The organism is Virgibacillus salexigens, assembly GCF_000723585.1.
In the GTDB taxonomy this organism is placed as follows: Bacteria; Bacillota; Bacilli; order Bacillales; family Amphibacillaceae; genus Virgibacillus; species Virgibacillus salexigens.
Window position 1 is genome coordinate 450459 of the sequence record NZ_CCDP010000003.1, and the last position, 13058, is coordinate 463516.

General features: G+C 31.5%; 16 protein-coding genes. 13 read left to right on the forward strand and 3 right to left on the reverse strand.

The features are described from left to right. Positions 1–34: 34 nt before the first annotated feature. From BN990_RS20465 to BN990_RS20500, 8 genes are all read left to right on the forward strand, one after another. On the forward strand, positions 35–304 hold the full coding sequence (locus BN990_RS20465; protein ID WP_038247008.1) for a hypothetical protein: 270 nt from the start codon (positions 35–37) through the stop codon (positions 302–304). Continuing rightward, positions 282–548: a hypothetical protein gene (locus BN990_RS20470; protein ID WP_038247011.1), complete on the forward strand. Its 267-nt coding sequence runs from the start codon at positions 282–284 to the stop codon at positions 546–548. The genes BN990_RS20465 and BN990_RS20470 overlap by 23 nt, the downstream gene beginning before the upstream one ends. Further along, positions 532–1803, forward strand: a complete 1272-nt coding sequence (gene dnaN / locus BN990_RS20475) for a DNA polymerase III subunit beta (RefSeq protein ID WP_038247017.1) — start codon at positions 532–534, stop codon at positions 1801–1803. The genes BN990_RS20470 and dnaN overlap by 17 nt, the downstream gene beginning before the upstream one ends. Positions 1804–1863: 60 nt before the next feature. Next, complete coding sequence (locus BN990_RS20480; protein WP_038247021.1) at positions 1864–2304, forward strand: hypothetical protein; 441 nt, start codon at positions 1864–1866, stop codon at positions 2302–2304. Beyond that, entirely contained in the window at positions 2304–2531 is a 228-nt protein-coding gene (locus BN990_RS20485; RefSeq protein WP_038247024.1) for a hypothetical protein, read from the forward strand. Before BN990_RS20480 ends, BN990_RS20485 begins: the two co-directional genes overlap by 1 nt. A 56-nt stretch (positions 2532–2587) precedes the next feature. Next, positions 2588–2872, forward strand: a complete 285-nt coding sequence (locus BN990_RS20490; RefSeq protein WP_148530746.1) for a hypothetical protein — start codon at positions 2588–2590, stop codon at positions 2870–2872. A 494-nt stretch (positions 2873–3366) separates the two neighbouring features. Next, positions 3367–4614 (forward strand): DNA polymerase IV, encoded by a 1248-nt coding sequence (locus BN990_RS20495; RefSeq protein ID WP_038247029.1) that lies wholly within the window; start codon positions 3367–3369, stop codon positions 4612–4614. 874 nt (positions 4615–5488) lie between these two features. After that, complete coding sequence (locus BN990_RS20500) at positions 5489–6634, forward strand: replication initiation protein (protein ID WP_038247032.1); 1146 nt, start codon at positions 5489–5491, stop codon at positions 6632–6634. A gap of 8 nt (positions 6635–6642) precedes the next feature. On the opposite strand, the gene xerS is transcribed toward BN990_RS20500, so the two are convergent. Next, on the reverse strand, positions 6643–7716 hold the full coding sequence (gene xerS / locus BN990_RS20505) for a tyrosine recombinase XerS (RefSeq protein WP_038247036.1): 1074 nt from the start codon (positions 7714–7716) through the stop codon (positions 6643–6645). Between the two features lie 529 nt (positions 7717–8245). Between xerS and BN990_RS20510 the strand changes: the two genes are divergently transcribed. From BN990_RS20510 to BN990_RS21695, 5 genes are all read left to right on the forward strand, one after another. Further along, positions 8246–9061, forward strand: coding sequence for a hypothetical protein (locus BN990_RS20510; RefSeq protein ID WP_148530747.1), 816 nt, complete (start codon positions 8246–8248; stop codon positions 9059–9061). 86 nt (positions 9062–9147) lie between these two features. After that, positions 9148–10659 carry a hypothetical protein gene (locus BN990_RS23035; protein WP_074436712.1) on the forward strand — a complete coding sequence of 504 codons (1512 nt, stop codon included), beginning with the start codon at positions 9148–9150 and terminating at the stop codon, positions 10657–10659. A 121-nt stretch (positions 10660–10780) separates the two neighbouring features. Then, positions 10781–10999, forward strand: a complete 219-nt coding sequence (locus BN990_RS20520; RefSeq protein WP_038247041.1) for a hypothetical protein — start codon at positions 10781–10783, stop codon at positions 10997–10999. Continuing rightward, the gene (locus BN990_RS20525) at positions 10999–11310 is read left to right on the forward strand and encodes a type II toxin-antitoxin system PemK/MazF family toxin (RefSeq protein ID WP_038247044.1); all 312 of its coding nucleotides are present in this window, start codon (positions 10999–11001) and stop codon (positions 11308–11310) included. Before BN990_RS20520 ends, BN990_RS20525 begins: the two co-directional genes overlap by 1 nt. Before the next feature lie 45 nt (positions 11311–11355). After that, positions 11356–11937, forward strand: coding sequence for an NUMOD4 domain-containing protein (locus tag BN990_RS21695; protein ID WP_051739374.1), 582 nt, complete (start codon positions 11356–11358; stop codon positions 11935–11937). A 179-nt stretch (positions 11938–12116) separates the two neighbouring features. Here the strand turns inward: BN990_RS21695 and BN990_RS20535 are convergent, their stop codons facing one another. Continuing rightward, positions 12117–12455, reverse strand: coding sequence for a DUF1433 domain-containing protein (locus BN990_RS20535; RefSeq protein ID WP_051739376.1), 339 nt, complete (start codon positions 12453–12455; stop codon positions 12117–12119). Between the two features lie 17 nt (positions 12456–12472). Then, positions 12473–12832 (reverse strand): DUF1433 domain-containing protein, encoded by a 360-nt coding sequence (locus BN990_RS21700; protein WP_081856199.1) that lies wholly within the window; start codon positions 12830–12832, stop codon positions 12473–12475. Positions 12833–13058 lie beyond the last annotated feature (226 nt).

A 13058-nucleotide genomic window follows, 5' to 3' on the forward strand; every position in this document is an offset into this window, starting at 1 on the left:
CCTTTAATTTTTTTGATTTATAAAGGAGTTTATTATGAAACAAATTACAGAATGTTTGGATCGAGCATTCCAGAATAAACGACCACTAAAAAAGAAATGGGTAGCATTTTTGGAATGGCAGCAAGATGTTCAGCGACCATATTTGTATCTTTATCATTATCATCATTTAATATTAATTTATGACCCAATTAGTTACTACTCGCTGTATGAATGGCATGAAAAGAAATCTGACTATAGAGGTTTATTAGCTGCCAAGAAATATTTGAATGAGAGGCATTACAATGACAAAGTCCCAAGTAAATAAAAATGTAACGAATATGTCTAATTATGAGCTGCTTAATTTTGGCTCTGAAATAAGTTCTTACAATGAGCTTATTCAAAATGAGTGGTTTAAACGACATCAAATGAATTTCCCTTATATGTTGGACGTTGATAATCGTATCGTACACGGTGTTATTAAAGAGGTAATTCCAGATGAAAATTGCGATAGATTGATTTTAGAACAAGCTAATAAAATTAGGAGTGATAAGTATGACAACAGCTGTTGAAGAAATAGTTGAGCTAAACAATGAAGTAGAAGAAAGTTTACAAACTCATGTTGAGGTTCAAATTAAAAAAGATGTAATGCAAAACATCATTAAACGTGTAGAACGCTCTAAAGAAAAGAAAGGTGTAGTGCCTATAAAGCAGGGGATATATCTTCACTTTGGAGAAGATCAAATTACAGCACGTGCTCTAAATAATGATTATTCAACTCAAGTAATTGTTAAAAAAACAAAAGATAACTATACATTTTTAGAGGGAGCTTCTGGTGGTGCCGTATTCATGGATCCCAAACTGTCATCTATGGTAAATAGCATGCCGAGAAAAAACATTAAACTATCGATTCATGCAAGTAATGCTGTAATAAGTGCTGGGCGTACATCCTTTGAACTTAAAACATTGGATTCTCTTGAATTCCCACAATTCATGGACAATATTGAAGGTCCAGAAGTCAAACTACATTCTGATGTATTAAAACGTATGTATGTTAAAACCACTTTTGCTGCATCAACCTTAGAAACTAGACCAGCATTAACAGGTGTGCAACATAAAGTTAAAGATAAACGATTTTCCCTAGCAGCTACCGATTCTTATCGTTTAGCGACAATTACCCAAGAGCTAGACGAAGAAGTTGAAGAAATTAATACCGTTATTCCTGCTCCAGCTTTAAGTGAAATTCAGAAGCAATTAGATGACAGTGTATCTCAAGTTTCCATTCGTTTCTCTAAATCATCAGTAGCTTATTCATTTGATAATGGTACTACAATCATATCTCGTGTGATCGATAGTCCTTATCCGGATATCTCAAAACTAATACCAGATCAATTTACAACTGAAATTCAATTTAGAGTAGATGAAATTCGAGAACTTGTAAAACGTGCAATGCTTGTTGATCAAGAAAATTCTGTGCAGCTTCTTGTTAAGGCAGAAGCTCTACAAGCACGTTTCATCTCTAGAGAGTCAGAGAAAGCTGGTTTTGTAGAGGATATATCACCAACTGAAGGGGAAGGAAAGGATGTAAAGTTAGGTCTTAATATTCGGTATTTGTTAGATACTTTAAATCATCATTCACCTAATTCCCTTATCAAAATGCAATTTGTAAGCAATTCAAGACCAATTATCATACGTCTAGTTGATGGTGATCAAGACAATTTAGATTTAGTACTTCCAGTAAAGTTAGCTGGTAACGATAATCCAGAAGATGTTGTAATTGAGGATTTTCGAGGGGATATTCAAATCAAAATAGAGGATGGAGAATAGTCACATAGTGAAACGTGTGATTTATGCACGTTTCACTATATATTGATGGGAGTGAATTAAGTGAACATTAATCCTGAAATCGACTGGAATTCCGAGGAATTAAAATGTGTTTGTGGAACTATAATTGATGTTTCAAATATAATTGATGAGTGTTCAGAGCGATTAGATACATTTAATCCTATTTCTTCTTTAAATAAAGAAGTGATTTGCAGTTGTGGAAGATCATATAACGTAGATTTAAGACTAAAGATTAACATTGATGTTGAATCATCCGTTAGTTTAACTCATGATATCCAATATTATGATAAAAATGACAAAGTAATAATGCCAGGATTTTTTGAAGAGTTGCAATGTGAAGATGAAGTTAATCTTTGGGACGGAGAATACATCTATGATAATAAAGTGTATCGAGTAGTAGATGGCAAGGTATTTTATATATTGTCTGCTGAAACAGATGAGAACCAAATGAATATATTTCAGTTGGAAGAGGTGCCTGTATAATGGGCATGACAATTGATAAAGCTATCTTTATTACAAACGTGTTTGCTGATTTTCATCCAAAATTACACACAGAACTTTGGCAGCAATTTGAACACGAGGTAAGCAAAAAAGAGAGATCTGGTATCTATGGAGTAGAAAATATGGCATATATTAGCTGGCTTAAAAAGAAAGAAAACCCAGAGTTTTTATCCTTTATGCATAAGCAAATAAATGTAAAATCATTTTAAGCAAGGGTGTGTTCCTACTGAAATCGAAAAAATTATCTTATCTAACTGAAATGGCAATGGAAATGATCATCGAGAGAGTAGAACAAAATATGCATAACAAATATGAAGAACATAACTTTATTATAGACATCCCTTATGAGTTTGAACAAATTAAAGATGAGTTTGTGTCTGTTTATTTGTTCGATCTAAACGTTGAAGAGTTAGGCTATGCAAATCAAGAACTTCTTATAGAGGACATACTTGATAATATTAATGAAGAACATACTAAATTTAAGATGCTTCAAACCTCCATTTATAATTATGCTGAAGAGATGGACCTTTATAGGCGTAAAGGGTATTAATTGCTTTTCGATCATTAAGGTTTTAAAATTTAATTATTAAGGAATACTTATATTGAGATAGAAATAATTCGACTTAATGTTGAAAAATTCCTATCTTAAGCATATAATAAAAGTAACAACATACAATAATAAAAGACGCTAGTGCTGTAACACTAACGTCTAAGTGGTAGCTATACCGCAAGATAGATAGCGGTGGCACATGAGAAAGAAAAGTAATCTACTTCCTACATGGGTGTGCAGGGTGGATTACTTTTTTGTGTTTGCATTGATTATCGCTACAATTAAAGTACCGAACGTGAAAATCACGATTAAATGGTCTGTAGTAATAATCATGTGATCACCCCCTTCCCTAGAGAACATGCTCTAGGAGGCGAGTGCCACATACCACCCTGCATATATAACTACCTATCAATCATTATAGCATAAATTTCCATTGTATAGAAGTTGTTATTTGGATATAATAAGAACAAACGTTCTTATTCGGAGTGATTAAAATGGATTATTCAACTTATCCTCGCAACAATATATTGTGCATTGATATGCGTTCTTTCTATGCATCAGTGGAAGCTGTTAAATTAGGTTTAGACCCAATGACAACTATGCTTGCAGTAGTTGGTGATCCTAATAGGTCCGGGAGTATAGTGTTAGCTGCGTCTCCAGCATTGAAAAAGAAGCATGGTATAAGTAATGTTAGTCGTTATTTTGAATTACCGAATGATCCAGAGATACACATAGTTAAGGCTCATATGGCTGATTATATAAATGTTTCAATGAATATAACACGTTTACTTAATAAATATGCACCACTAGAAGCCATACACCAGTATTCAGTGGATGAAGTATGGGTTACTGTTAATGGTTTAGAAAAGCTATTCGGTACTCCTTTGGAAATTGCAAACATGATTAAAGAGGATATCTTAGATAACTTTGGTATCACATGTTCAATAGGTATAGGCGATAATAAATTTTTAGCTAAAGTTGTAATGGATCTACACGCAAAGAAAGTTGGAATTGCTGAATGTAGGTATGAAGATGTTCAAGACAAATTATGGCCATTCCCGATTGAAGATATCTGGGGGATTGGAAATAGAATGAAACGCAATTTAAATCGAATGGGTATTGTAACATTAGGTCAGATTGCAAGGTATGATTTAAAAAGTTTAAAAAAAAGATTCGGAGTCATGGGAGAACAGTTGTATTGGCACTCATGGGGAATTGATTTAAGTCCTGTTATTGGAAACTTTACGCAATCGGAGCAGAAAAGTTTCGGACACGGTATAACTTTACTAAGAGATTATTCAGCAAATGAAATAGGTACGGTTATCCTAGATTTATGTGAAGAAGCATGTAGAAGAGCAAGAGAATCGAAAGTAGCAGGCAGAACAATACATCTTAGCATTGGATATGCAAGAGAAATTGGTGGAGGTTTTTCAAGATCAATTACTGTTGACTACACAAATGTCACAATAGATATGTATAAAGAGTGTATGAATTTATTCCATAAGTTTTATGATGGTCATAGCAATATAAGAAGGGTTAGTGTATCTATAACCAACTTAATGTCTGTAGACAGTATTCAATTGAATCTATTTGAGGATACTGCTAAGAAAAATGATATCGGTAATGTTATGGATCAGATTCGCAGTAAATATGGATCAACAGCTATATTGAGGGCTAGTAGTTATACAGATGCAGGGATCACTATAGATAGAAGTAAGAAAATAGGTGGTCATTATGCATAAGTAAGAGAACACTCTTTAATTAAGAGTGTTCTTTTTATTAGTCATATTTTTTTTATTACGACATAATATTTAATAAAGCAAACAAATTTCTTTAAATGAGACTTTAATAAACATTTAGAGACATATAAAACATATAAAACATTTCGGATCAGCAAATCCCTTGTCACACAAGGAGTTGATATGTCGAAATATCACAGATTGTGGTTTTAATATCACGGATTGGGTTATTATCATCACAAAAAAGGTTTTAACTATCACAGATTGAATTCCAATAATCACAGATTGGGTTATAAACTATCACAGAAAAGGTAAAAACCATCACAGATTGGGTGCATCCATCACATTTTGTGGGCTTATCTCTTAAATATAGGTAATAAATCCCATTATGAAAGCATTTTATTATCACAGATCGTGGGTAAAGGAGTAAAATCACTTCTCTTTTGTAGCTAACTATCACACATTGGGTGTTTATCTGTTAAAAATAACCCAATCTGTGATAGTTATTTATTTATCCATCACACATTGTGGGTCAAGAGTAACTCAATCTGTGATAGTTTGCCTTAATACATAGAATTTTAACCCAATGTGTGATAGTTAATCTCAAAATTTATCCTCACAAGCACCCGAAGTGTGATATTAACCTATAATTATCCATCACAACCCACAATCTGTGATGGTTTCATGTAATTTATCCCTCACATACACCCAAAGTGTGATAGTTAGAGTTGATTTTATTATCACAACCCACAAAGTGTGATAGATAGGACGAATTACTATCACAGCCCACAATCTGTGATACTTTGCTGAATCTATTGATAAGCAATTTTTATTATGAAATAATAAAAACTAATAAAATAAACGGGAACGTGATTATATGACTGAGCCAATTAAAAAAGATATAGAGAAAAAAATACAAGTCTATCAGTCGAATGATTTAGTAGAGGCAATATATGAGGATGATCTAACGGCAACGGAACACAAAATAATTCGATATGCAGCTGGTAAAATTGTTAAGTCACCGGAACACTTTCCAAATGTCTCCTTTACCGTATCCGAATTTGTTAATGCTGCAGGATTATCAGGAAATAGTTATTACTCAAGGGTAAACAAAATTGCAGGTGAGCTTACAAAGAAACGAATTATGATAAAAACGGAATCAGAAGTTGGGTGGTTCCCCTGGTTTAAAGGTATTGTCTATCGAGGTGGCATGGTACATATTCAGTTTAACGAGGTTATTGAACCCTATCTAATAAATTTAACTGAGCGTGGACGGTATACCAAATATGATTTTCCTACTATTGGAGAGATGCAAAGTCCTTATACTATTCGCTTGTTTGAACTTTTACAACAGTATGCCAAGATTGGAAGGCGAACTTTTAAATTGGACAAGTTAAAGGAGCATTTAGGAGTAGGGGATAAATATAAACAGTATGGCCATTTTAAATCAAGAGTTTTGCTAAAAGCACAGGAAGAACTCAAAGATATAAATGTACTTACATTTGAATTCGAAGAAGTTAAACATGGTCGAAAAGTAGATCAAATAGAATTTGATATAAAAATTACTGATACGATACCTATGGACGAGAATGTGAAAGAAGATGAAATTAAAAATTTCCTTAAAGAAGCTCGACCATTACTAAAAGAATATGGATACGATATTCCTAATCGAGTAATAAAAACTTGGACAATTTATGGAATAGATGAACTAAAATATGTTCTCCAAGATATTTATGCTAAAAATAGGAGTATATCACGGATAGATGCATACATAACTACAATATTAAAATCTCGAAAAAATGAATTTGAGAAATCAACAAGACATCTAAATGCTGATAATTATTTAACCAAAAAGCGTATCATGGAATTTATAGAACAACAAAAAACATCAGAAGTACTCCCTAGTTGGTGGGTTCATAAAAACTTCATTGATCAAATGGAAAGTTATGACTATACGGAAGAAGAAGCGACTACAATATGGGAGAAAAACAGTGATCATATTATGCAAGCTACAAAATTATAGCAGACAGCTTATCGGCTGTCTGCTTTATTAATGGATTGTTCTATCTGCTTGTTTGAAATATAAGTATAGATCATTGTTGTTTCCAGATTCGCATGATTTAGAATTGTTTTTAAAGTTGCTAAATCTTTATTTACTTTATAGTAATTCGTTGCAAAACTATGTCTTAGTTTATGTAAAGTTAATGAAGATTTTCCGAAAGCATCTGCATAGTGATTAATCATAAGTTGTGCAGCTCGAACAGTTAAACGATTTGCTAGACCACCATTTCCGGTTTTTCTAGATAAAAAGAAAGCTTTATTACTTCGGCTAACTTTATAACGATCGTCACGAATTTCTAAATATCTTTTCATATCTTCTGCTGCAACATTACTGAAGGAAACAACATCCCCCGAATCACCTTTACGAGTAATATCTACTTGGTTATTATTCCAGTCTATTGTATCTACATTAACACTTAATGCTTCACTGATTCGTAATCCGGATCCAAGCATAAAACTAATTAACGCTAAATCACGTTCCCTGTTATATAGGTAGGAACTGTGTTTTCTTTTCTGATTCTTTTCCAATAAATAGTTTCCATAATCCTCACGGATAAAGTTTCGAAATGCACTGATTTCATCATCTAAAAGAATTTTGTTTGCAATCTTTTCTGCTTTTTTCTTATTTGAGAGTTTCTCTTTTCTAATATTTACTTTGACCATTACGTTTCGATGTAAATATGGATAACCTTCTTCATCTTCAGCAACTTGTGACAAATAGTGAAAAAGAGAACGCAATGAGTTCAATCTTCTTGCTATAGTATCAACTCGATTATTGTTTCTCATGCAATACCTTTCAAAAGATATTATATTTTGCATTGTTAACTTTTCTAAAGTATAAATATCAATTTCTGTCATTGGGCCTGGATGTATTCCTTCATTAACTATCCAATCAAAAAATTTATAATAATCCCTAACATAATTATATAGTGTGTTCGCACTTGCATCTATTCGATAATCAATATATTCATTAATGAACCAAGGTAAGTCATTTAAATGTTTATCTACACGAGTCATAATATTTTGTTTTTGTTCTGGCGTCATTAGTTAACATCTCCTTGAACAAAATCGTATAGTATATATCTTATCACATTCATCTCTCATAAGTTTAGTGAAAAATCACAGATTGTGTGTCGATTTGAATTTTGCAATGAAATGGAGCAACACCCACAAAAAATAAATTCATTTCAACTGACAGCCCTATTTGAAAAATTCTAATAATTATTTCTTAACCTCGAACACACCTCGGACTATTTTTATAAATTACTTGTTATACATTTCTGTGAAAAATCTACTATATAACAAGTTCAAAGATAGGGAGGGGATAGATATGATGGATATAGCTGTTAACTTTAATGTAAATTTAGATGTCTTAAGTATGTTAGTTCTGTTGTTTATTTATAAGTAACAGATGAAATTAGAGATGAAAGGGGAGATGCAAATATAAAAACTACGTATAACACTAGGAAAATCATAAATTAAGAAAGACTATGCAGCTAAGAAGAGAACACATGTTCACTTAGTTGCTTATTTTTCCTTAAACTACGTATAAGATTAGTTATACGTAGTTTTCATGAGTTATATAGTATATATAAAGTATAATAAGATTTATGCCGATAAAAAAGGGGAGAGGAGAGTGATTACTATGTATTTATTTTCTGCCACTGCTACTAACTTTGTAGATACTTTTACGTGGCGAGAAATTGTAATGTTAACTTCAGTAGTAGTAACATTAATCATTGGAATTTTTAACTTGATTTTGACATCTAGAAATAAAAGAAAAGAACAGTATATAAATGCTGTTACTACTCAACGTGTAAAGTGGATGGCTAAATTGAGGGAATTATCATCCGATTATATTGCACAAACAACTATCCACGATCACAAAATTGTACTTGATTATGATTTAGAGGCAAAAACTGTGTATTTAGATCATGTAAATAAATTAAATTCAGAAATAAAGTTGCATTTAAATTATAAAGGAGAACTTGACCAAAAAATTATCTCTATTATGGATGATATAAGAGATACACTCTTCGAGTATTATGACGTAATCGAGTATATGAAGATGAGTGACGAGGAAAGAGGAATGAAACTCAAAGAACTGGCTGATAAATCTGTAATTGAAAAAGAACCAGTTATTCAACCAAAATTTTTAGAAAGTCTTTTTACACAAGGTCTTCATATTTATCAAAAGAAGATTGAAGATAACGAGCCCTATGTTACACCTTATAGTGTTCTAGACGATTTATTTAAAGAAAGGTACGGTCTTAGTGGTCAAAGGCTATTGTTAAATAAGGTAGATAAATTTACTAATTTATTAAGAATCTACTTAAAAGAAGAATGGGAATCTGTAAAACAAGAAGCTGAAAAAGGGAGAATAAAGTAGGAGTGGTTCAATATATTGAGGTATCATCAGTTGAATCAACAATATGTTACAATGGAAATATATACTAAATCACAAGGGGTGTAAAAATGCCAAAGCATTTAACACAATATGATATACTAATATCTTGTCCAGGCGATGTTAAACAAGAATTAGAAATTATAGAGAAAGCATTAAAGAAATTTAATGAACAGATAGGAAAAATTTACAATATTCATTTAAATACAGTACATTGGTCGAAAGACGCATTTCCTCAACTTGGGGGGAAACCTCAATCCCTTCTAAATACACAAATTGTTAAAGATTCTGACGCAGCTATAGCAGTATTTTGGACTAGATTTGGAACCCCTACTGATGATTACGATTCAGGAACGGAAGAAGAAATTGAGGTCTTAGTTAACAGTAATAAGCAAGTTTTCTTATATTTTAGTAATTGTGATGTTAACCCTAAAGAATTTGAACCTGAACAGTATAAGAAAGTGCAAGACTTCAAGGAGAAATCTTCTATTATTGGATTGTATAATACTTATGATAGTATAGAGGAATTTGAAGAAAAGCTACTTTCACATTTAGGTCTTTACTTTATAAAAAAAGACGCAGAAGACAAACAAATAATCAGCATAGATAAAAATCATCTTTCCGTTGTTGGAGTAAGAAATGGTAAAACAAACAAAATTCCTGAACTCTATAAATCAAGTTTTTTAGCTTGGGAACAATTAGAAGAAACCAAGCAAGATATAATGTCTGACTTTCAAAAAATTAAATCAATAAATCTTGTGTTTTCTGAAGACTTACAATTAAAAATTAAGAGTGAATTTAGTCTTATTGAAAAAACAACAGTTGTAATAGATGATAAAGTTAAATCTCGAATTAGAGACTTTGCTAAACAATATGATATTAAGATTAATTCTGGTTTTTTTGACTTAGGAAATCTAGAACAGAAAAAAGAATTATGGGTTCCTCCTACGCCTTATACAACAAATAGATCACAATATAGTTTAGTTGGTTCAGATGATGAAAAAGATAAATATAACCTAATTATTAAATTGTATAATTCTATATCCTTTTATACTCAATTTAGGGCTTTAACAGAAAAAGTTGAGTCGAAGTATCGTCTTGAATTAGCAATAGAAAATTCTGGAGAATCTTTTGATGAGGATATTGATGTTAAGCTTTTTATGGAAGAAGGTAAATTTTGTTTTATTAAAGATATTCCTATACCAGGGGATCAAATTATTGAACATATATACGAAGATTTGCCAAAAACAATACTAGAACCGACTAAATCCGCATCTATTAAAGAATATGACTATAGTTTTACATTTTCATCTACTACTATCCCAGGCCTGAATCATGGAAAAGATCACTTTATTAACGAATATACTGAGAATCTTGATTCTTATTATATATATGAGACATTTAATGAAGAAGGAGAAGATATTATTACTTTTAATCAGGGATATCTAAAAGCCAAGGGTAAAGTCCATTTTCCGTCAGTGTTATTATTTAACGAGATTCCAAATTACATTCGATATGAGATATCCTCTAAACATTCATCTGATATTATCAAGGGAAGTGTAGAATTAGAAGTAAATGAATAATGATTTAGACAAAAATGGATTTTTTTGATATATTTAAATTTAAACTTATTCCTTTTGAAAAGGTTGCATATACTAATATCTAAGAGGTGATGTTGGTATGTGTAAGAAGGGAGATAAAAAAATGTCTTCAACTACTGCAAGACGTTTTACTAACCCGTCTAAATCTCGATCTGCTAAAAAGGTACGAGAAGATCTTGAAGAACGCAAATTAAGAGCTATATCAAAATCAATTGATATTTCAAAATTAAAAAATCAAGAAGTGTTACCCGTTGATAAATATGGCAATGTGGAAATTTCTCCTGATCATCCTCATTATAAATATTGGACGGAGGATGACTAATGAAGCCAGGTTATATATATAAGTTAAATTTTCCTTATGAAGAAAGACAGGGTGCAAAAAAGCGCCCTGTCTTAATTATTGTAATATCAGATGATAATGACCAAGCTCTTGGTCTAAAAATAACGGGAACTGAAAGATATAATCGCATACCTATAAAAAATAGTCCTGATTCAGGTTTAGTTAAAGATTCTCACGTGCAAATAGATAGATATCAATTATTTTATAATGTACAAAAAACTGAGATTGGTAGACTGAGTGCTTATGATTTTAAAAGAGTAGTAAACGCATTTCAAGAATTTCACGATTTGTAATTGGATTTAAGGATGATGATGAAAAGAACCCCAAGGAGGGTACGTATGGATACACAAACTCTAAATAAATTAAATGAAATTACATCTGTTGGTAAATGGAGAGATGTTGAAGGTTATCCTAATTATATGGTAAACACAGATGGCGAGGTACTAAATAAAACTAATGGTAAAAAATTAACACATCACATTAACAATGGAGGGTATAAGTTTGTTCGTTTAAGAACTAATGGTAAACCTAAACAGCTGTTAGTTCATCGACTGGTCGCAATAGCATTTATACCTAATCATGATAATAAGCCAATTGTTAACCATAAAGATTCTAATCGAGGTAATCCAAAAAAAAGTAATTTAGAATGGGCTACTCATAAAGAGAACTCTGAACATATGGTTGATAATTTTGGTAGTACTAATCAAACTATGACAATTTTGATGGATAAGATGGGGGATGAGATATGTATTTTTCCATCCAAAAAACGATGCTTAAAATACATATATAAACAATTTCGCATTAAATATGGATACCATGAGGATGAGGCGATAGTTTGTGTGGATATAGAACCATACACTGAGTTATCTCCTATATCAAGAGACGGAAGAGTAGCAAGACTATTTAAGCTTAACTTTTAAGTAAAAAAAGCTGTTACTAAATAACTAATTCTATTTTTTTAATAATCACAATATAACTAAAGTATAAAAGGGGAGCTAAATAGCTTCCCTTTATTACTAGGTCAGCAACAACGAAGGAAATGAAGAAAACTGGAAAGTACAGTGTCGTAAATAAATAAAAATTAATCATGCTGCTTTATTTAATAATCACATGATCTTTCCTTGCATTCCTCTTTTCTCTCTGGAAAATCCTTTTTCTCTGCTAAACTATTTACAATATAATTTTCGGGGTCAATACTGACAGAAAATCCAGCCTCACCATTCACTGTTCCACGAATCATTAAACCTCCCATAGGATCACTTGTATCATCACTAAATTCAACTTTATTTATATTTTCGTAATTATTTTTCAAGTAACTTTCGACTGTATCTTTAGCTCTATCAATAGCTTTTTCATCATAATTTTGGTTAGTTGAATTCACATTACACCCAACAAGTACTATGCTGACAATTATAAAAAGCACAAGATATTTCCACATTCTGAATACCGTCCTATTTAATAATCACAACTTTTTTCTTTGCATTCTTCTTTCCGTTCAGGGAAATCTTTACCTTTACCAATACTTCCTACATTAAATTGATTTTCAGCTTCTATATCAATATCAATGGAAAAATTAGCTTTGTTGTTACCATTCACAGTACCACGAATCATCAATCCCCCCATAGGATTACTATAATCTTCATTAAATTCTATGGAGTTAATGTTTTTAAAGTTGTTCTTAAGATAACTCTCAGCAGTATTTTTAGCTTTTTTAATAGTTTCATCATCAAAATCACTTTTATTAGAGTTCACAATACATCCTCCTAATAGTATAATAAATGCAATAGTAATTATAAAAAAAGTGAATTTTTTCATGTTATTCACATCCTTAACGACATAAAAATAAAATATATAGATAAAGGTGGAAAGGTAATGCAAGATCACGTAATAACAGATAAAACTGCTTCTAAAATTTCAGAACAAACTTATGATGAAATTTTAGAAGTAGAAGTTGAATTTCCTAACAGACTGGAAGTCTGGAAAAACATCGAAACCATCAAAGATAAAGATACCGGCCTTCATGGCTATGTTCTACAGAACC

Bases quoted from the DNA above. Each gene is read 5' to 3' on its own strand.
- BN990_RS20495 (WP_038247029.1), top strand. From the start codon at position 3,367: ATGGATTATTCAACTTATCCTCGCAACAATATATTGTGCATTGATATG.
- BN990_RS20465 (WP_038247008.1), top strand. From the start codon at position 35: ATGAAACAAATTACAGAATGTTTGGATCGAGCATTCCAGAATAAACGA.
- BN990_RS20525 (WP_038247044.1), top strand. From the start codon at position 10,999: ATGAAGCCAGGTTATATATATAAGTTAAATTTTCCTTATGAAGAAAGA.
- BN990_RS20510 (WP_148530747.1), top strand. From the start codon at position 8,246: ATGAGTTATATAGTATATATAAAGTATAATAAGATTTATGCCGATAAA.
- BN990_RS20470 (WP_038247011.1), top strand. From the start codon at position 282: ATGACAAAGTCCCAAGTAAATAAAAATGTAACGAATATGTCTAATTAT.
- xerS (WP_038247036.1), bottom strand. From the start codon at position 7,716: ATGACGCCAGAACAAAAACAAAATATTATGACTCGTGTAGATAAACAT.
- BN990_RS20535 (WP_051739376.1), bottom strand. From the start codon at position 12,455: ATGTGGAAATATCTTGTGCTTTTTATAATTGTCAGCATAGTACTTGTT.
- BN990_RS20520 (WP_038247041.1), top strand. From the start codon at position 10,781: ATGTCTTCAACTACTGCAAGACGTTTTACTAACCCGTCTAAATCTCGA.
- BN990_RS20485 (WP_038247024.1), top strand. From the start codon at position 2,304: ATGGGCATGACAATTGATAAAGCTATCTTTATTACAAACGTGTTTGCT.
- BN990_RS20490 (WP_148530746.1), top strand. From the start codon at position 2,588: ATGGAAATGATCATCGAGAGAGTAGAACAAAATATGCATAACAAATAT.
- BN990_RS21695 (WP_051739374.1), top strand. From the start codon at position 11,356: ATGGATACACAAACTCTAAATAAATTAAATGAAATTACATCTGTTGGT.
- dnaN (WP_038247017.1), top strand. From the start codon at position 532: ATGACAACAGCTGTTGAAGAAATAGTTGAGCTAAACAATGAAGTAGAA.
- BN990_RS20500 (WP_038247032.1), top strand. From the start codon at position 5,489: ATGACTGAGCCAATTAAAAAAGATATAGAGAAAAAAATACAAGTCTAT.
- BN990_RS23035 (WP_074436712.1), top strand. From the start codon at position 9,148: ATGCCAAAGCATTTAACACAATATGATATACTAATATCTTGTCCAGGC.
- BN990_RS21700 (WP_081856199.1), bottom strand. From the start codon at position 12,832: ATGAAAAAATTCACTTTTTTTATAATTACTATTGCATTTATTATACTA.